This is a genomic window from Ruegeria sp. AG6, from assembly GCF_056541565.1.
The window spans coordinates 177,381-196,675 of record NZ_JBQFYQ010000002.1; the positions used below are offsets into that span (position 1 = coordinate 177,381).

At 56.6% G+C, this 19,295-nt stretch carries 18 protein-coding genes and 1 pseudogene; 11 read left to right on the forward strand and 8 right to left on the reverse strand.

Annotation, left to right across the window (positions count from 1 at the left end):
- The 3 genes from ACR0I0_RS08085 to ACR0I0_RS08095 form a co-directional block, all read right to left on the reverse strand.
- On the reverse strand, positions 1–864 hold the full coding sequence (locus tag ACR0I0_RS08085) for a carbohydrate ABC transporter permease (RefSeq protein ID WP_480490891.1): 864 nt from the start codon (positions 862–864) through the stop codon (positions 1–3).
- Between the two features lie 5 nt (positions 865–869).
- Positions 870–1,766, reverse strand: a complete 897-nt coding sequence (locus ACR0I0_RS08090) for a carbohydrate ABC transporter permease (RefSeq protein WP_171630712.1) — start codon at positions 1,764–1,766, stop codon at positions 870–872.
- A 72-nt stretch (positions 1,767–1,838) separates the two neighbouring features.
- Positions 1,839–3,161 (reverse strand): ABC transporter substrate-binding protein, encoded by a 1,323-nt coding sequence (locus tag ACR0I0_RS08095; RefSeq protein ID WP_209835589.1) that lies wholly within the window; start codon positions 3,159–3,161, stop codon positions 1,839–1,841.
- A 137-nt stretch (positions 3,162–3,298) separates the two neighbouring features.
- Here ACR0I0_RS08095 and ACR0I0_RS08100 point away from each other — a divergent pair, with 137 nt between their 5' ends.
- The 4 genes and pseudogenes from ACR0I0_RS08100 to ACR0I0_RS08115 form a co-directional block, all read left to right on the forward strand.
- Complete coding sequence (locus ACR0I0_RS08100; RefSeq protein ID WP_171630722.1) at positions 3,299–4,093, forward strand: IclR family transcriptional regulator; 795 nt, start codon at positions 3,299–3,301, stop codon at positions 4,091–4,093.
- A gap of 36 nt (positions 4,094–4,129) precedes the next feature.
- Positions 4,130–4,951, forward strand: a complete 822-nt coding sequence (locus ACR0I0_RS08105) for an amidohydrolase family protein (RefSeq protein WP_480490893.1) — start codon at positions 4,130–4,132, stop codon at positions 4,949–4,951.
- 418 nt (positions 4,952–5,369) lie between these two features.
- Entirely contained in the window at positions 5,370–6,515 is a 1,146-nt protein-coding gene (locus ACR0I0_RS08110; RefSeq protein WP_480490895.1) for an HPP family protein, read from the forward strand.
- Positions 6,516–6,821: 306 nt separating this feature from the next.
- A pseudogene (locus ACR0I0_RS08115) lies at positions 6,822–7,443 on the forward strand (transposase); the annotation flags it as partial.
- A gap of 41 nt (positions 7,444–7,484) precedes the next feature.
- On the opposite strand, the gene ACR0I0_RS08120 reads toward ACR0I0_RS08115, so the two are convergent.
- From ACR0I0_RS08120 to ACR0I0_RS08130, 3 genes are all read right to left on the reverse strand, one after another.
- The gene (locus tag ACR0I0_RS08120) at positions 7,485–8,168 is read right to left on the reverse strand and encodes an IS6 family transposase (protein WP_480490897.1); all 684 of its coding nucleotides are present in this window, start codon (positions 8,166–8,168) and stop codon (positions 7,485–7,487) included.
- Positions 8,169–8,776: 608 nt separating this feature from the next.
- Positions 8,777–9,886, reverse strand: a complete 1,110-nt coding sequence (locus ACR0I0_RS08125) for a ParB/RepB/Spo0J family partition protein (protein WP_480490898.1) — start codon at positions 9,884–9,886, stop codon at positions 8,777–8,779.
- Positions 9,883–11,190: an AAA family ATPase gene (locus ACR0I0_RS08130; RefSeq protein WP_171118234.1), complete on the reverse strand. Its 1,308-nt coding sequence runs from the start codon at positions 11,188–11,190 to the stop codon at positions 9,883–9,885. Before ACR0I0_RS08130 ends, ACR0I0_RS08125 begins: the two co-directional genes overlap by 4 nt.
- A gap of 696 nt (positions 11,191–11,886) precedes the next feature.
- Between ACR0I0_RS08130 and ACR0I0_RS08135 the strand changes: the two genes are divergently transcribed.
- The 3 genes from ACR0I0_RS08135 (at position 11,887) to ACR0I0_RS08145 (ending at position 14,224) form a co-directional block, all read left to right on the forward strand.
- Entirely contained in the window at positions 11,887–12,357 is a 471-nt protein-coding gene (locus ACR0I0_RS08135) for a DnaA N-terminal domain-containing protein (RefSeq protein WP_480490900.1), read from the forward strand.
- Between the two features lie 40 nt (positions 12,358–12,397).
- Entirely contained in the window at positions 12,398–13,537 is a 1,140-nt protein-coding gene (locus ACR0I0_RS08140; RefSeq protein ID WP_480490902.1) for an aminotransferase class I/II-fold pyridoxal phosphate-dependent enzyme, read from the forward strand.
- A 78-nt stretch (positions 13,538–13,615) separates the two neighbouring features.
- Positions 13,616–14,224 carry a helix-turn-helix domain-containing protein gene (locus tag ACR0I0_RS08145; protein ID WP_171636584.1) on the forward strand — a complete coding sequence of 203 codons (609 nt, stop codon included), beginning with the start codon at positions 13,616–13,618 and terminating at the stop codon, positions 14,222–14,224.
- A 54-nt stretch (positions 14,225–14,278) separates the two neighbouring features.
- On the opposite strand, the gene ACR0I0_RS08150 is transcribed toward ACR0I0_RS08145, so the two are convergent.
- Positions 14,279–15,049: a transporter substrate-binding domain-containing protein gene (locus tag ACR0I0_RS08150; protein ID WP_171636582.1), complete on the reverse strand. Its 771-nt coding sequence runs from the start codon at positions 15,047–15,049 to the stop codon at positions 14,279–14,281.
- A gap of 122 nt (positions 15,050–15,171) precedes the next feature.
- Between ACR0I0_RS08150 and ACR0I0_RS08155 the strand changes: the two genes are divergently transcribed.
- The 4 genes from ACR0I0_RS08155 to ACR0I0_RS08170 are packed head-to-tail and all read left to right on the forward strand — an operon-like array spanning position 15,172 to position 18,082.
- Entirely contained in the window at positions 15,172–15,912 is a 741-nt protein-coding gene (locus ACR0I0_RS08155) for an amino acid ABC transporter ATP-binding protein (RefSeq protein WP_171614720.1), read from the forward strand.
- Between the two features lie 9 nt (positions 15,913–15,921).
- On the forward strand, positions 15,922–16,680 hold the full coding sequence (locus ACR0I0_RS08160) for an amino acid ABC transporter permease (protein ID WP_480490905.1): 759 nt from the start codon (positions 15,922–15,924) through the stop codon (positions 16,678–16,680).
- 11 nt (positions 16,681–16,691) lie between these two features.
- Positions 16,692–17,027 carry a carboxymuconolactone decarboxylase family protein gene (locus ACR0I0_RS08165; RefSeq protein ID WP_480490906.1) on the forward strand — a complete coding sequence of 112 codons (336 nt, stop codon included), beginning with the start codon at positions 16,692–16,694 and terminating at the stop codon, positions 17,025–17,027.
- Positions 17,028–17,032: 5 nt separating this feature from the next.
- Entirely contained in the window at positions 17,033–18,082 is a 1,050-nt protein-coding gene (locus ACR0I0_RS08170; RefSeq protein WP_171636578.1) for an aromatic ring-hydroxylating dioxygenase subunit alpha, read from the forward strand.
- A gap of 3 nt (positions 18,083–18,085) precedes the next feature.
- Here ACR0I0_RS08170 and ACR0I0_RS08175 read toward each other — a convergent pair whose 3' ends face one another.
- The gene (locus ACR0I0_RS08175; protein WP_480490908.1) at positions 18,086–19,189 is read right to left on the reverse strand and encodes a hypothetical protein; all 1,104 of its coding nucleotides are present in this window, start codon (positions 19,187–19,189) and stop codon (positions 18,086–18,088) included.
- Positions 19,190–19,295 lie beyond the last annotated feature (106 nt).

Below are 19,295 nucleotides of genomic sequence, written 5' to 3' on the forward strand. Positions count from 1 at the left end.
TTATCCTTTGACGCCGCCGAAGGTCAGGCCGGCAATCAGGTGTTTCTGGACGATGAAGGTCAGGACCAGCGCGGGCACGATCATGAGAACCGCAAGCGCGCACATTCCCCCCCAGTTGATGGTAAATTCGGCGGTAAAATCCAAAAGACCCACAGGCATCGTCTTGGACCCGACCGAGCGGGTCAGCTGCGACGCCAGCGCGAATTCGTTCCACGAGGTGAGGAAGGCAAAGATCGCCGCCGAGGCAACGCCCGAGCGCGCCACCGGAAATTCCACCCTCCAGAATGCCTGCCAGCGGGTGCAGCCGTCAATTTCTGCCGCTTCGTGCAGCTCTTTCGGGATCTGGCGGAAGAACCCGTCGGTCAACCAGATGGTGAACGGCACGTTCATCGCCACATAGGCCAGGATCAGGCCGAAATGGGTGTCGATGATGCCGACCCGGGCAAACACGATGAACAGGGGCAGCGACAACGCCACACCGGGAACCGCGCGGAACAGCATCAGCCCGACAAAATAGCCCGATTTGCCCTTGAAGCGATAGCGGGCAAAGGCATAGCCGCCCGACATGCCGATCAGGATCGCGATAAAGGTTGAGACGACCGAAACGATCAGCGAGTTGCGGAAATAGCTGAACACTGGCACACCGCCCTCGCCCGCGCCGCCGAACATGGCGCGGTAGTGGTCTAGCGTAAAGCTGGGGGTCCAAACCGGCGGTTTGGCCATAATCTCGACCGCTGGACGGAACGAGTTGAGAACAATCCAGAGCCCGGGAATGCAAATGATCGACATAATCAGGAACAGCCCGATGAAGTGCGCAGTTTTCAGGGCGCGGCGGCGATTGCGATGTGCTAGATTGCGGTCCATTGGCCCTACCCCGCCATTCCCAGTTCAGCACGTGCGGCGCTGAGCTTGCGGAAGAAATAGATGGTGAAGAGGATCGACAGCAGGATCGAGATATAACCCATCGCGTTCGCCAGCCCCATGCGGGCATCGACATAGCCGGTGCGGCTCATCAACGTCCACAACAGTTCCGTGCGACGGGCAGGGCCGCCGCCTGTCATGATCTGCACGATGTCATAGGCCCGTGCGACGTCCAGCGAGCGGATGGTCATGGCAATAAAAATGAATGGCATCAGGAACGGCAGAGTGATGTGGCGGAAGGTCTGCCAGGCGGTGCAGCCATCGACCTTGGCGGCCTCGAGCGGGTCACGCGGCATGGCGAACAGACCGGCCAGGATCAGAATGGCGAAGACGGATGTGCTCATCCAGATTTCCGCGAACATGATCGAGAACATCGCAAGGTTGCCGTCCACCAGCCACGGCAGCGAGGCATTTTGGAAGCCCACCGATTGCAACACGTTGTTCACCAGCCCGATATTGTCGTTGAAGATGAACTTGAACTGAAAGCCAACAAGAATGGGCGAGAACATCATCGGGAACATCAGGATCGTGCGCAGCGTACGCTGCCCCCATGTGACCTTGTTCATCATCAACGCAATGCCCAGTCCCAACAGCAGTTCCAGATTCAGAACGATGGTCAGGAACAGCACCGTGCGCCCGAACGCCGCCCAGAATTTCGCATCGGTCAGGATTTTTTCGTAATTGAAGAACCCCACCCATTTCCACAGCGTCGAAGGCCGCGTCAGCTTGTACGACGTGAAGCTGGAATAGAGCGAGAAGATGAGAGGGATCAGAACAACTGCGGCAATCACGATGATCGCAGGCAACAGAAGGACTAACCACTCGGGCAAGCGGCGGCGGGTCATGGTGCACCTTTTGGGGGTCTTGGGGGTTCACCCGCAGCGGAACACCCGCCGCGGATACTTGTGGGTCCGGGTTCAGTAGTAACCAGATTCCCGCATCAGCTCGTCCACCGCAGCCGCGGCATCGTCCAGCGCCTGCTGCACAGTCTTGTCGCCAACGATGGCGGCCTGCAGTTCCGGAAAGACCAGGTTTGTGGTCTCGCCCCATTCCGGGATTGGCGGCACCGCAAAGGCGTATTTCGCACCTTCGGCAAACGCGGCCAGAGCTTCGGCGCGGAATGCGTCATCACCAGCTTGCGCCGCAGCGACGTTGGCCTCCCAAACGGCTGTCCGTGTCGGCAGCGAGCCACCAGCGCTTTCGGCCAACTGGCTTTCCTCGCTGGTCAGGAACTGAACAAGCGATACTGCGGCGTCTTTGTTTGCACAGTCACTGGTGACCGAGAACCCGTGATGCCCGGACCAACCGGTCCGCGTCGCCGAACCCATGGGTTGCACAGCAACGCCGACGTTGCCAGCAGCCTTGGACGATTCCGGATCGTTGAAGAACCCGGCCCAGCCCGGCCAGTCCAGGTTCAGCGCCACGGTTCCACTGGCAAAGCCCTGCCCCAGATCGTCCCACACATAGGACGTCGTGCCAGCCGGAACCGCCTTGGCCTCGTACAGGTCTACGAACCACTGCAGCGCGCGCTGACCTGCCTCGGAATTGAAGATTGGTTTCTTGTTTTCGTCCAGATAGTTGCCGCCCTCGGCGACAACCATCTCATAGAACCGACCCACGATGGCCTCATCCTTGCCTGCATACTGAGTGCCGTAGAAATTCGGAGGGTCGGCAAAAAAGATCGCCTGATCTTTGACCTGCTCCCACGTCTCGGGAACAGCCAGATCATAGCCGTATTTTTCCTTGAACGCGGCGGCCTTGTCGGCGTCTTCATAGTTCGACTTCAGGTAATAAAGCACTGAAACGTCAAACTGCGCGCGCGGCAGCATCAAAAGCTGGCCGTCGACCGTCGAGGCGCCAATGTTGCCCGGAACGAATTCGGCAATGGTTTCCGCTGGAACCAGCTCGTTCAGATCAACATAGAGCCCTTCATACTGGGGCGCAAAGGAAGAGTGGTTTGAACCCACGCACCAGCTGGTGGTCCCAGCGGCCATGTCCGACTTGATTTCCTTGTCGATCTCGAAGTGGCTTTTTTTCGAAATAATGTCGACCTTGGCGCCGGTCGCAGCTTCCCATTCGGCAATACGGCCATAGAGACCTTCGTATTGTTGACCGCCGATCAGTTTCGCCTCGATGGTCGCGCCATCAAAGCTCCCCCAATCCGACGCACTTGCCGATTCGACGGCCGCGACTATCGCTGTTCCGACCATCAAACCCATTAAAATGCTGGATTTTTTCATCATGTCCTCCCTGATGCAATCAAGCGATGCTTGTTGTTTGTTCGTATTTAAAACATTTATTCATCTATAAATCAATGTTGACTTAGCCTTCCCAATGACTGAAAATCAATCAGGAATATTGCGCGACAGGGCACTGTATGGACGACATCACCGACAAATACCGTGCACCCGCGCTGGAAAAAGGCCTGGATATCATCGAGCTTTTGGCTGACCACGGTGAGGGACTGACCCAGGGAGAGGTCGCAAAGGCGCTGGAACGGTCCCCGTCTGAGATTTACCGGATGCTCTCGACACTGGTACGGCGCGGGTATGTCATCCGGTCCCTGTCAGGCGATCGATATTCACTTGGCCTGAAGATGTTCGCTATTTCGCAGCGACACCCGCCGATTGGACGGGTAATCGAAAGTGCCCTGCCCCGTATGCGCGCGATAACACGAAAAACTTGGCAATCCTGCCATATGGGAATGGAAAGCAACGGTGATATCGTGATCGTGGCCTCAGCGGAGTCTCCGGGCAATTGGGGCCTTGCGCTGAAAACCGGAACCGTCGTGGGGCTGGGGAATACAGGCTCTGGCCGGGTGCTGGCGGCCTTCCGTTCAAATGAAGAAGTCGAGGACCTGATCGAGCAGCACCGCCTTGCCGTAGGTGAACCCCCGCTGGACCGTAGCGAGTTCATGGAGCATATCGCCCGCATCCGACGCTTGGGCTATGAAAAAATGCCGTCTGCAACTGCGATCGGTGTAACCAATGTGGCTTTCCCGATTTTTGGCCCGGGCGGCAGGGCCGCAGCGGTGCTGAGCTGCCCCTATCTGGAACGTGTCGACGATCTGAAAGTCCCCTCTCTGGACGAAATCGTGAATATGCACCGGGAACTGGCCCGGGAACTGACGTTGCTTCACGGTGGATCAACACCGGAATTCGGAGCCGCTTAAGGCGGCTTAACAAAAAACATGATCAGAGGTTTTAGCATGGTCATCGACACGCATCAGCATTTCTGGAAGCTCGATCGAGGCGATTACGGCTGGCTGACACCCGAGCTTAAAACGCTATATCGCGATTTTCTGCCCAAGAATTTGAAACCTTTGCTGGACGAGGCGGGTATCAGTGGAACCATCGCGGTTCAGGCCGCCGATACCGAGGCCGAGACTGAATACCTGCTGTCTCTTGCAGACACGCATGACTGGATACGAGGGGTTGTCGGGTGGGTGGACCTTGCCGCCGAAACGGCACCAGCCTCGATCGCGCGATTGGCGGCCCATCCAAAGCTTCTTGGACTACGCCCGATGATACAGGACATTCCCGATGACGCTTGGATGCTGCGCGATGATCTGCGTCCGGCTATCGCTGCCATGGTCGAAAATGATCTGACATTCGATGCTCTGGTATTGCCCCACCATCTACACCATCTCAAAGCGTTTCTGGCAAAATACCCCGATTTGCGAGTCGTCATTGACCATTGCGCCAAGCCCGAAATCCGCAATGGGGCCTATGAGGGCTGGGCGCAGGACATGGCTGACATTGCCGAAAACACGCAGGTGTTTTGTAAACTGTCGGGCATTGTGACCGAAGCCTCGACCGATTGGAAGCCAAGCAGCCTTGAGCCTTACATTGCCCACATTCTTGGCATTTATGCCCCAGAGAGGCTGCTGTTCGGCAGCGACTGGCCGGTTCTTAACCTCGCCTCGGACTACAAATCGTGGCACGAGATCGCCATGGGTGCCATGGGTGACGCAGCAAAAAGTATCCTCTCGCAAAGTCCGAAAGCGGCCTACCCTCGTTTGTCCAGCTAAAACATAGAAGACAACCCGATTGAGCGGGCCTCAATTGATGTTGACAAAAAGGGCTCAAATCCGCCGACAAACATGCTTCAAGCTTGTATCTGAGAGGGAGACCAGCTTCGGCAAATGCACTTTTCACATCCGTCCTGTGTCTTGCGCCGTGCGTGGCATACCGTTGGAAAGGCTGGGTAGAAAACGACTGGAGCTTTGGTCGCCAAGGGCCAGGCCATCTGCTTTAGCCTTGATGTGCAAAAGAGCAGCCTGATGTGTCGAAAAATTTACCCACTTTCAAGCAGCTTCCAATTCCCATGTCGCCCATCCAATAAAGTGGCAAAGTCGTTGGTCGGCATTCTCTCTCTGCAACCCTGCGGTTGAACTTTTTGCATTCTGCTGAAACTGTGCGCAGAAGAAGAAGGATGGGGCCTGCGCCGTGTATATTCTCAGATCTCTCGGGCCGGCCGTTTCCCGCGTTTCACCGATTGAAGCGGCTCGTGCGGGTCTGGGCGCTCTTGTCGGTCTTGGGCTGACGGGACTGTTCCTTCTGACTCCGGGTTCCGATCTGGATTTGGGTCTTTATCTTGTAGCACCCTTCGGAGCGACCTCTGTCTTGCTCTTTGCTGTCCCAAATAGCCCGCTCGCGCAGCCTTGGTCCGCCGTTGTCGGCAATACGGTGGCAGCCCTTGTCGGCGTGGCTGTTTGCATGACAATCGCAGACTCGGCGCTACGCGTTGCGCTTGCAGTTGGGCTTGCCATTACCGCAACAATCCTGTGCCGGGCGCTTCATCCGCCGGCAGGAGCCGTCGCCATGACGGCCGCTTTGAATCCCGAGGCCATCGCGCAATTGGGGTTCTGGTTTGCGCTTGCACCGATTGCGGTCGGAACCTGTGTCCTTGTCATCCTTGCGACAGTCTATGCCCGGATCACCGGACGTCGCTATCCATTCCGGCAATTCGACGATCCGAGCAATAATCAATCGGAAGAAAAGAACCCCTCAGAGCGCCTCGGCCTGTCCGAAGAAGAACTTGCAGGTATTCTGGAGCGCTACCGACACTCCTTCAATCTGGGGGTCGAGGATCTGGCACGCCTGATCAGCGCGGCGGAACTGCAGGCGGCAACACACGTGACCGCACCTTTGACGGCAAAAGATGTCATGTCCTCCAGTCTGATCACAGTGGGTCCCGAAACGGCGCTCGGGGAGGTTGCCGAGCTGTTCAAAAGGCACAGGTTCATTTCTCTTCCTGTCGTCGGAAACGACGAAAAGTTTCTGGGCGTCATTTTTCAGATGCATCTGATCAGACAGGCCCGTGAAGACGCGATCAGGTTGAAGCGCGGATATTTTTCGACACTCAATCGTTTATTGGATCGCAAAAGGGAGATGCCTGTGACAGCGGGTGACATCATGGAGGTGGCAGGCCTGCGCGTGACGACAAATTCACCCCTCGGGGTGCTGCTTCCGATGATGGCGGTTGAGGATGTCGACGCCGTCCCTGTCCTCGAATACGATCGCATCGTAGGGATTGTCACGCGGACCGACCTGATCGCCGCATTGGCACGAGCCGCTGTTCGCAGCGGTTAATCCGCAGGCAATCGGCGACGTCAAGTTCTTTGCGCATAGATCGGATGTTCAGATTTCTTCGAGTAAGACCCGATTGACGGAAGGACAATGCCTGAGAAGCCGGGGCGGAAAACCCAGCCCTGACCCCAATATCTGCGCCCTACTCCAGTATTTCGAGTTTTCGGTTCAAACAATCACGGCCATCTGCGCGCGAACGCGATCTGCTGTTTGGACAAGCGCTGCGGTCCCAGGATTTGGGGGCAGTAAGTACTGAGCCTCCCCAACTAAACTGGTCCACCGTTATGTTTAGGAAACAGAGGACCACGAATAGCAAACAAGCGACCGAAGCCCGAAGAGATTGTCTCGAAGTTACGGCAGGTTGAAGTTCTGATGGGGCAAGGCATGTCCCGTCTCGATGCGATCAGACAGATTGGCGTTGTTGAACAAACCTATTACCGCTGGCGAAAGAAGTACGGCGGAATGGGCGTAGACCAGTTGAAAGAACTGAAACGGCTTCAGAAAGAGAACGAGCGACTGAGACGCGCGGTTTCAGATCTGACGTTGGACAAACTGATCCTGACGGAAGCCACAAAGGATGAAGGCCGTAAAGTAAATCATCCAGTGGATGATTTGCAGGCCTGAACGCGAAGCCCTACTGAGCCCCGCTCGTCGTCGTGCCTGCATCGATCATGTCCGCAGCCAGCTCAAAGTATCTGAGCGACGCGCCTGCCGCGTGCTGGGGCAACACCGGTCTACGCAGCGGCGGGTCCCACAAGGTCGCGAAGACGAAGACCGGCTGGTGGCCGACATGATTGAGCTGACCCGTCAATACGGGCGATATGGCTATCGCAGGAACACAGCGCTGCTGAGAAAGGCTGGATGGTCTGTCAGTGATGGGCGGATTGAACGGCTCTGGCGGCGAGAGGGGCTGAAAGTGGTTCTGTCGCAAACTTTTTTAATGGCAGAGCATCGGTGGAATTGGTGAGCAGTTTATCCTGCCAGTTGGATGAACTGCTGAAACGGACGGATTCCGGGCGTGAATTGACCTTTGCGGATCATGTTGACCAGTTCTATGCCTGCCAGGACAGAAGCGGCTGAAGCGAAAGATTTGAATCCCAGCATGGGTCTGATCCTTCGTTTGATGAAACGGTGATCCTGTTCAATGATGTTATTGAGGTATTTGCGCCTGACCATGTCGATCGGGATCGGGCAACCAAAGCTCTTGAGCATCTTGTTGATCGCTTTGATCCCGGCGGTATTGGCACCACTTTTGTCGATGACAATCTTTCGCGGCAACCCGTTCACCTCAAGCGCGCGTGCAAAAAACTTCGTCGCAGCAGCCTTATTCCGGCGCTCGGACAACATGAAATCCAGGGTTTTGCCATGTTTGTCGATCGCTCGGTAAAGATAAACCCATTCGCCTTTCACTTTCACATAGGTTTCATCCATGCGCCACGAACGGTCTGCGGGACGCTTTCTATACCGCGCTGCTTCAGCAACGACGCCTGCATATCGGCTGACCCAGCGGTTTAGCGTTGCATGATCCAGATCGACGCCGCGTTCCGCCATGATTTCTTCCAAATCCCGGTATGAAACACCGTAGCGCAGGTAGAAGAAAACCGCGTGCAAGATCACGTCTTTCGGAAAATGCGCGCCTTTGAATGAGATTGTCACAGTCTGCTCCTGTCATTTAGAGCATGCGCTACCAAAACTAAGCTTGACCTGACAGGTGGGAACAAAGTTTGCGACAGAACCCCGAGAACGTCAATGGCTAAAAGTTGCAACAGATCCTCAGAAGGCCCGCCAGATTAGGGGTGCTACCATTATTACGCTCATTATCTTTTGATTTTGTTTACTTGTTGTTCGAGCCAAATATCTTTCTTTCATACCCAATAAGTACCCCTTATCAAATGTGATTGATTTCCCGCCGATTTGCGCGCAGAGTGGCCGCCATGTCACCCGTGTTCTCGCGTCACATATTGCAAATTGCAATCTCGAGCCAGAATCGAGGCTCCTACCGTGACCTGAACGTACGAACCCGGACAAGACGCCGTGATGTTAGGCCCCGACAGCACTCCGCGAAACCGACTGTTCCAGAACCAACGTTAATGGCTGACTCCACATGCCTCGACCTCAAGCCCCTGCCCCGCCGGTTTCAGGTCACAGCTTCAAGGCAAGAAGACATATGGCAGGAATCCACTGCTGAGAACGCCCTGGCTTTTGCGACAAGACAAAGGCGCCGGATTCGACCGGCGCCTTTTCTCAGACCTTCAAACCAAACCTTACCCGTGGGTAAGATCGTCTTCCTCGGGAAGAGCATCGATGAAAGCAGCTATTGCCGCCTCAAGTTTGCTGCGATCAACACGCGTAAAGTCCAAATCGTATCTCAACTCAATTCGACCACTGGATGCCGAGCACTTGGCGATCCCTGCCCGCCCTGATACCTGAAACGTGGTCTTTGCACGTCGTGGTTTATCGGCGCTTTCAACCGGGGCCTTCTTCGCCACGCTTGTTTCCGGCGCGCCCAGAAATGACCTGAGGATAGCAACCTCCCGCGCTCCGTCACGGTCCGGCTCGCTCATGACCGCGGCACTCACCTGGCGCACCAAACCGGGCGTTGCATCCAGTTTGCGCTTCAGCTCTACGCCTACGTTGCGCGGAATGTCGTTCGGATGTTTCAGAACCTTGTCCAACATCATCAGCAAACTGGCAAATGACCTAATGTAACTCCGCTTTGTGTAACTGGCGGATTTGAACAGCGTGGACACCGCCTTGTCTACATCCGGGCAATCATTTGCCGGGTCCTCGGCATACGCGCGTGCCAAAGCACCCATTTCCGCAAACGAGATATCCTTGCGGATCAGGTTCTCATCCACCATGCGCCGGTAGCTGCTGTCGAGATCGCCCGCCTCTGAAATTCCCGCTGGAATTCCGGCATAGGACTCATCGCCCGTTTCTTCATATAACGCCCGATAGGCAGACAGGCGCCGCATCCCCTGGATCAGTTCAAATCGTCCATCTGAGCGTCGCTCAAGTCGGATGGGGTTGGACAATCCGATTTCCTGAATTGACGCTTTTAGCTCGTCCAGTTCCGGATCCGGCCCTGGTTTGCGATCCCGCGTCAGCTTTTCAAACAGAATGTCATCCAGTGCTACGCGTTCGGTCACAAGACCTTCGGAACGCAGGCGCACAAGTTCATGCGCAAGACGATCGTTTTCTGCTCGAATGGTTTCTTCCGTCGATTGCTGGTCGCGCAGCGCATCGGCATTTTCCGAAATGGCCGCAGCCATCGGGCCCCGCCGCTTTTCACGAACCTTGTCCGGAACCTTGCCGACAGGAATGTCATCCATTGCAGGCAGGTCGATATCAAACATTCTGCGCTTGCGGCTCATGCGTCATCCTCCAGCTTGTCCCAAGCAGACAGCATCACTCCCCGGAATTCTTCGTAAACATTGTCGAATGTCGAGCGGGCCCGACGCCAGGTTTCACGGGTCATCTCTCGGTAATCCATCTCGTAAACCGAGCTCAGAAAACGGCCGGATTGTTCGACCGCGCGGGTCATTTCAACAGGGTGCTGGGCGACGTGGTCTCCGAAAACCTTCTGAAACGCGTCGAACATCGCCAGATGCAACGCGTTTCCGGGCTCGTACCTTGTAAGCAGGAATCGCAGCTCGCAGAAGGTTTTAGGAAGACCAATCTTACCCGTGGGTAAGGTTTTGTCGAACCCGTAGGCCAGGTCCTCCAAAGCTTCTGCCAGCTGACCTATAAAGGACGTGGTCGAGTCGTATTCCCAGTATCCCGGTCCGGACGGGATGTACAACATGTCTGCCGCGAACACCGCGTTCATGGACTGATACCCAATGGCCGGCGGGCAATCGAACAGAATCAGGTCATAGGCGTCGTCGGGAATTTGATCCAGATACCGGGACACTGCGGCAAAGAAAGACCATTCAGGGTTCAAGTGGCGATACTGTGCCGAGGCAAATTCGACGAAGGCTGCGTTCGCGCAGGAAGGTATCGCATCGATGGTGGACCAAGACGTCCGTCTGATGAAATCGCTGATCCGCAGATCTCCAAGCCCCATATCGGTGATCGCCGGGGGCAATTCCCGGCGGGGCAGGGCGGTGCCGGACTCGGCCGCGGCAGGCCGGTTGTTCATGCGCTCGGTCTCGCGGATCAGGTCACGCGCCATGATCCCCCAGACAGTGTAATCCTCGGCGACATCGGTCAGGCCCATTGAATGGCTCAGCGTGGCCTGCGGGTCGAAGTCAACGACAAGAACACGGTACCCATCAAGCGCGGCGGCATGCGCAAGATGCAATGCCACCGTTGACTTGCCCGCCCCGCCCTTGAAGTTCGCCACGGCTGCACGAATAGCCCGCTTGCCCTCGGGACGCGGCGGCATGAGGGACTTGCGGTTCACCTTGAGCCGCCGCCGCAACTCATTCACCTCTTCCAGGCTGAACCAGCGCTGCCGCCCCTCGGGCTCAACCTCGCCTCCGGGCAGAGACGGATCAGCGGCCAGCTTTCCGCGAAAGGTTGACTGGTTGACCCGGAAGATCAGCTCGGACACTTCCCAGCTCGAAAACCGGCGGAGTGTCTTCTCCATCTCCGGGCTAAAGGTCTGCTGACGAATCCACCCCTGGAGTTTGAGAGATTGATTGCGCAATGCATTCAGGTCTTCGTGCGTGTACATGCCTCATGTCTCTTTGTTTGGAACGTAAATTTATGTTCGTTTCTTATTTACGCCCGATTTGCGCTTTACGCAAAAGAAAATATGATGAAACTCAAATCTTACCCACGGGTAAGAAAACAAGGCCCTGCAAGGCCATCGCCGATTCGGCGGTCCAGAAGAAGAAGGGTGACGATTCGCAACACGTCCTCAACCGTATTTAGGGGGGCATTCTTCCAGGACTGGCGACATATAGGGGGACATAACAGGCAAATAAGGGGTCATACAGAATGTCCCCCATCACCAATACTTCACCAGATTTCTTTTATTTTTTGATCTGGATTGGCGCAATTTTCTGACCTGTTTCAGACTCTTCTTGACAGAATCGAAGCTTTGGACGCTAATTAGGCCAAGATGACGAAAAGCGTTGGCAAACAGCGCAAGAACGGCGGGACACACCCGTCTGAGGCAGACAGAGCGGTGAGAACGGGTATGCAGCTGGCTAAACCGGTCGGGCGAAATGCGGCGGCCTTAAAATACGATATACTTTCTGCGCTCACCATATATGCGTTGTCAGGCGACAAGCATCGGCAACGCAGCGTACTTCGTATCATCGCATTGATTACGACACGATATAACTGGCGAAACAACGAAGTATCGATTGGGCGCGAAGAAATTTCGCGCCTTTGGTCAGTGAATGAAAGGACTGTAAAGCGCGAAATGGCCAGATTTCGCGCATTAGGTTGGGTAACGGTCAAACGGCCTGCTGCACGGGGTCGGGTCGCGGTCTATGAAATCGACCTCAAACAGATCATGATCGATACACAGGAGGTCTGGCCGATCATAGGTTCCGATTTCCAGGCCCGGATGACCGAGGATTCTGAGCCCGTTACAAATGTCGTGCCTTTCGCGGCAAAACCCCAAGGGCCAGAAATCGACACCCCCGAAGCCAAGCCCGAGGATGTCTGGTCGCAGGTGCAGTCAATCCTTCACGGGCGCGATCCCGAGTTGTGGGCAAGTTGGTTCCAGCATCTGTCCGAGTCGGAAAGGGCAGGGGGGCGCGTCATTTTGGTTGCCCCCTCGCGGTTCATGGCTGATTACATTGCACAGAAGTGGACGGCACGTTTGCTGGCCGCCTATAGCCGCGTCGATCCCAGTATCAGAACGGTTCATGTAAACGCAGCCGATTGAGGCTGTCAGGTGCGCAGCACGGCCCAGCAAAGGATGCATCATGATCAACCGAAATTTTCAACCATTTCGGGTCGAACAGTTCCTGTCCGAGACGGAACACGGGGTGGTCTTCAATTTCTCGGAAAGCGGCGTTCATCCCATGTCGTTGCAGGGATTGGTAGAACTGGCCGGGATTGATCTCGGCGCTCTGCTGAAGACGATGATCGACTATCCGCAAGTCAATGGAAAGCAATCCCTGCGCGACACCGTCGCAGGCTTGTATCCGGGGGCCTCGGCAGATGGGGTATTGGTCACGGTCGGCGCAACCGAAGCGAACACTCTGGTGGCCAACACCTTGTTGGAGCCCGGCGACAATGTTGTGTGTTTCCGACCGACCTATGAACAGATTTCAGGAAACGCCGCCAATCTAGGCAACGAAGTGCGTTGGGTAGATCTGATCGAATCCGAAGAGTGGGCCATAGACGCAGAGGCGCTTGAGCGGGCGGTCGATGACAGGACCCGCATCATCCATGTGGTGAACCCGAACAATCCAACGGGCCGTATTCTGACCGAAGCGGATCGCGCCCGTATCGTATCGGCTGCCGAGCGCGTTGGCGCCTGGATCGTTTCAGACGAGGTTTATGCCGGAACCGAGCGGGAAGGTGACACAGAAACCCCTTCGTTCTGGGGAAGTACGGACAGGGTTCTTGTGGTGAATTCCATGTCCAAGGCCTATGGGCTTCCGGGGCTGAGGCTGGGATGGCTGGTTGGGCCCGAAGACATCATTCAGCACTGTTGGCGGCGGCACGAATATGCCTCGATCGCGGCATCCATGTTGTCGATGGAGCTGGCGGACAAGGCGCTTGCCGAACCGGCACGGTCCAAGTTGAAGGCCCGCGCGCGCCGTCTGATCCGCACGGGGTTCGACGTTCTGACGGAAGAACTGGCGCGGCATCAGGGGGTGTTTTCCGTTGTACCACCTCAGGCGTCGGCCATGTCGTTCGTGCGGTTCAATCTACCGATCGCATCCGAGGCGTTCAGCATGCGCCTGTTGCGCGAAAAAGATGTGCTGGTCATTCCGGGGTCACGGTTCGGGGTCGAGAACCATTTTCGGTTCAGCTCGGCCCTGCCCGAAGATCATCTGCGCAACGGGTTGGCAAAGTTGAATGATCTTACAGGAGACATCCTGAACGGACGCTGAGAGTTTGCCGCCGAACTGGTGCGAGTGGTTCGGTGACATTTCTTTTGCCTTTTTCACACGTGTCGATAGGCTTCGCAAATGGAAGATTCACCTGTGCTTTCCGCCGAAAAACCGCCGCTGGATCACCTGGTCGGGGCCGCAGTGAAAACGCATCGCGCGCTGGCCGGATTGACTCTGGCCGAACTGTCTCAGCGGTCCGGCGTGTCCACGGCGATGATTTCCAAGATCGAGCGCGGTCAGGTGTCAGCCTCACTGGCGACACTTGAGGCCCTGGCCGGCGGAATCGGCGTTCCGCTGATCAACTTCTTTGCCGGCACGGTCGAACGCACGGATGTGTCATTTGTGGCTGCGGGTGAAGGTGTAACCGTGCAACGGTTGGGCACCGGTTTCGGGCACAGTTATAAGCTGATCGGTCGGGCGGAAGCGAAACATGTCAGTTTCGAGAGTTTCAGCGTTACATTGGAAGGTCCGCTGGACGAACGCCCGCTTTACCAACATCAGGGTGTAGAATTCATCCACGTCACCGCCGGCGAGATGGTCTATGGCTGCGGTGAAGCCGCTTATCACATGCGGCCGGGCGACAGTCTGAGTTTTGATTCAAACGCCACTCATGGGCCGTTGGAGTTGAAAACTGACACGGTCAGCTTTGTCACCGTGGTTGCCAAGGCCGTGTCGGGCGACAACTGAAAAACGCCCGGCGACCGGGCCGGGCGTTTGGGAATCAAGGTGATCCGAGAAGAGTCAGAGACCCCATTTCTTGCGGTTTTCCTCGAAGAACCCTTGCGCCTTTTTGACTTCGATCCAGTTGTTTACATAGTTGATCCACACCTGATCGGCCTGTGGCAGGATCATCGCGATGGGTGACGGCGAACGCGGGCCTGCGTTCTTCACGCGTACCACCGGAAATTTCGCCTCGAGGGTCGAACCTTCGATGTTCGACGTAATGAAGACATCCGCGCGTCCTGCGATTACTTCCTGAAAACCGCGGGCCGGGGCCTCGACCACCTTGATTTCTGCGTTCGGGAACCATTCGCGGACGCGCTTTTCGAACGTTGTGCCCAGGGTGGTCGCGACTTTTACTCCGGGCTGGTTGATCGAGTCATAACCGTCGAATTGGTCGGCCTTGTCCTTGGTCGTATAGGGGAAGAGTTCCACCGAAATATAGCTGTCGGAAAAGCCCGCGACCTTCATGCGCGGTGGCGAAATCGATGCCGATCCGGTCAGGTGATACTTGCCTGCCACCACACCGTTGACCAGTGTTTTCCAGTCGGTGGGGACATATTCGACCTCGACCCCCAGATCGGCGGCCAACTCGTTCATGATGTCGATGTCGTACCCTTTGTAGCTGTTGGTTGCAGGGTCGCGGAGCGACATGGGATTCCAATCGCCCGTGGTGCCCACCTTGAGCACGCCGGAATCCAGCACCTCGTTCAGTGCAGATTGCGCCTGCGCAGCGCCTGACAAGACAAGTCCAAGCGCAGCAGCTGCCGCAGCTTTCCAAAATGTGTTCATCGGTTTCTCCCGTTGGTGGCATTTCTACCTTGTGGCCGTATTCTTCATTGATTTAAGCCCAAAGGGAAAGATAACCTCAAGAAAATATTATACTGGGACTAAAAACAGGGGCAGTTCATCTTATGCCAGACGCCGCAATCGAACTTGTGGGCGTGAACAAGTGGTTCGACACGTTTCACGTTCTCAAGGACATCAATCTGACGGTCAACAGCGGCGAAAAGGTGGTGATTTGCGGGCCTTCCGGGTCAGGAAAATCCACCGTTGTGCGATGTATCAACCAGTTGGAAAAACATCAGAAAGGAACCATCCGCGTAGACGGGATCGAGTTGACGGATGACGAGAAATCCGTGGCCAGGATCCGGTCCGAGGTTGGAATGGTGTTCCAGCAGTTCAACCTGTTCCCGCATCTGACCGTTTTGGAAAACCTGACTTTGGGCCCGATCAAGGCGCGCGGTCTCGGCCGCAAAGAGGCAGAGGAAAAAGCACGTCACTATCTGGACCGGGTGCACATTCCCGATCAGGCCGACAAAAAGCCCATTCAGTTGTCGGGTGGTCAGCAGCAACGCGTCGCCATTGCCCGGTCGCTGTGCATGGAGCCGCGTGTGCTGCTGTTTGACGAGCCGACCTCGGCACTGGACCCCGAGATGATCTCGGAAGTGTTGGACGTGATGGTCGAGTTGGCCAATGAGGGGATGACCATGGTGGTTGTCACGCATGAGATGGGGTTTGCCCGAAAGGTGGCCGACAAGATGATCTTCATGGATGCCGGTGAAATCGTCGAAGAAGGCAACCCCGAACATTTCTTCACCAATCCTCAGTCCGATCGGTGTCGCAAATTCCTGTCCCAGATCCTGCAACACTGAGAGCGGCCGATGAAAAAACTTCTTCTCATATTGCCTCTGCTTCTGCTGGCAGGCTGTTCGTCGTCACAGACCTGGGGCTGGTACGTTATCGATCCGACCACGGTCTCGGGGTGGACCAATGTGAAATTCCTGATCTCGGGGATGGGCGCGACGATCCAGATTTCCCTGATCGCCGCCATTCTGTCGATCGTCATCGGATTGCTGGTCGCCCTGCCGGGATTGTCCGAAAAACGTGGCTGGCGGGTTGTGAACCGGGTTTACGTGGAGTTCATCCGCGCCATTCCCCTGTTGCCGATGCTGTTCTGGGTATTTTACGGCTTGCCCATCGTGTTTCAGTCGATGGGTCTGAACATCCCCATCGATCCCTTCTGGGGGGCAATCATAACGCTGGCGATTTCAGACAGCGCCTTTACGGCCGAGATCTATCGCGCAGGTATTCAATCCATTGCGCGTGGACAACGCGAGGCGGCGCAGACCATCGGGCTGAACTATGTGCAGACCATGCGTTATGTGATCCTGCCGCAGGCGATCCGGCGCATTCTGCCGCCTTTGGCAAACCAGTTCATCTACATCGTCAAGATGAGCGCCTTTGCCAGCGTCATCGGGATGCAGGAACTGACCCGCCGCGCGAATGAACTGGTGGTGACGGAATACCGCCCGCTGGAAATCTATACCCTGCTGATTTTCGAATACCTGATCCTGGTTTTGATCATCTCAGCCGGAGTGCGCTGGCTGGAGCGTCGCATGGGCGCGGACGAGCGCGGATAAGGAGTGAAGAAATGAGCTGGAAAGATTTCATGGCCGAGACCGAGGCCAATATCGGAACCTTCTCGAAAGAAGTGCCGGAAACCGTGCGCGGCTTTGGCATCATGGGCAAGGCGGCCAAGACTGACGGGGCGCTGAGCGAGAAAACCAAAGAGTTCATGGCGCTCGGCATTGCGATCGCGACCCGCTGCGACAGCTGCATCGGATTCCACGTGCGTTCGCTGGTTCGGCTGGGCGCCACCCGCGAAGAAATGTGCGAGGCGTTGGCCATGGCCACCTATATGGGCGGGGGGCCGTCCTATGCCTACAGCGCCAAGGCGCTCAAGGCTTTTGATGAGTTTTCGGAGTAAGAAACATGCGTCCTGATCTGGCCGGAGCAGAGGGGTTTATTCGCAACAGCTGGTACGTCGCCGGACGGTCCGAGGATTTTGGCCGCAGCCTGAGCGCCGTGCGAATGCTGGGCGATGAGATCGTAATCTATCGTGACACAGCGGGCAAAGCGATCGCGTTGGAGGATGCTTGCCCGCATAGAAAGCTGCCGCTGTCTCGGGGCACCATCGAAGGGGATCATGTGGTTTGCGGCTATCACGGTCTGACATTCGGCTGCGGCGGTGAATGTGTCAGCGCCCCGACACAGCTGGACAATCCTCCGCGCCGCGCCGCCGTGCATGCATACCCGGCCGAAGACCGCTGGGGATTTCTTTGGCTCTGGATGGGGGATTCGGACAAAGCCAGCACAGACGATATCATCGACATCCCTAATTTCGACAGCCCGTCTTGGGGCAAGACCCGGACCGGTGCGATGGAGATGGCGTGCCACTACCTTTACATTATCGATAACCTGCTGGATCCAAGCCATGTGGCCTGGGTGCATCTGACCTCGTTTGCCGGGGCGGGAACCGACAACCGCCCGCTGGATCTTGAAGAAACCGAAAGCGGCGTCATTGTTTCGCGCTGGATCGCGGATGAACCCGCGCCGCCCTACTATGCGCCGATACTGCCGTTCGGGCCAAGCTGCGACCGCAAGCAGCATTACGAATGCCGTCTGCCGTCCACTGCGATCAACATGTCCATTTACACTCCGGCCGGAGAAGGAGGGGCGGACCGGCCGATGTCGCCCAATGCCTTTGTCAATATTTCGTACAACTTCATCACACCGGTCGATGCGGAAACATCGCGGTATTTCTGGTTCCAGCACCGCAACATGCACGCGGATGACACAGCCATGTCGCAGCGCATGTTCGAAGGCGCGGTCATGGCTTTCAACGAGGACAAAGAGGTTCTGGAACACGTTCAAACCGGCATGGCGCGGCGCAAGACCGGCTATATCAACCTCGGGCTGGACGCAGGCGCGATGCGGTTTCGCGCACGGGTTGCAAAGCTGATCGCGCAGCAGGCCGGCTGATCATCAGGCCGACAAGCGCCCGTTCGCGCCCTGGCCCACGTGTCGGGCCGGGGCGTCGAACACCGCTTTGATACAGGGATACCGATCGAGAATTTCAGCCCCACCGGGCAACAGATCGGCCCGGAGAACACCGGCATCCCAGATCGCAACGCCATCCACCCGGATCGTCGGGTCCAGAACGTTCAGCGAAATCTCACCCGGCGCGTAATGCCCGCATGTGTGAAAGTGCAGCAGACGCGGATTGCCAAAGGCCGACCCGCTCCAACGTTCAAAATTGCTTCGGGCCGGGGTCGTGTAGGCGCAGCCCGGGTGGATGCCTGCGTGCCAAGAATGCATGGTCAGGGGGTCAAGGTCGAACATCTTGCCGACTTTTTCGTAATGCATCTGTGCGCAATGCACATCCATGGGATGGCCCTCAAAGCCGGTCAGACGGTTGTTTTCGAACCGTATGGTCAGCGGTTCGCGCAGATCACAGCCGTATGGTTCGTAGAATTTCGAACCGGTGCCGACCAGAAACCCGTCCTGAACCAGCACTCCGGAAAACCCCTGCACGGGAACCGGGGCAAAGACCGACATCGGAAAACGCGCCACGCTGACATCCGCGGCACCTGCTGGGGGGAAGGCGGCGCCGGGGCCAGCGAAGTCGGTGCCCAATGGACAGGTTACGTGGATGTGCCCGGCACTGGCCAGCAGCCGGTTGACCGCGTTTTTCAGTTCAACGAACCCGGTGTAGTTGGCGCGCCCAAAACCCGAGGCCAGCATTCCGGCGTCCAGCGCATATGACATGATGGGTCGAACGTCCCTCATTCCCGCGTCGAAACGAATCTGATCGCCGGTGCGGGACAGAAACAAGGTGCGATCCGCCGTTTCCATCGCCGTTTTCAGATCCGCTGGCAGCGATGACCCCATGGGATCAAATGCAAGGGTTCGAACTGCGGTCTTGATCCGGTTTTCCCGGGCGCAGTCCACGATAGCCTCGGTGATCTCGGCATCGTAATACCCGTTGGCCGCATCTTCGCAGACCACAAGCAACTGGTCGCCCGCCGTCAGGCCACCGCATCTGAACAACAGATTTTCGGCACCCGCCATAAGCTCTGGACTGTGCATTCGCGTCGATCCTCAACAAATCCCTCGCGCTGATATTTTACATCTTTCACGTTTCTGTGATCCAGAAAAATTTCACCTTAAGAAAAAAATTAACTGACATGCCTGT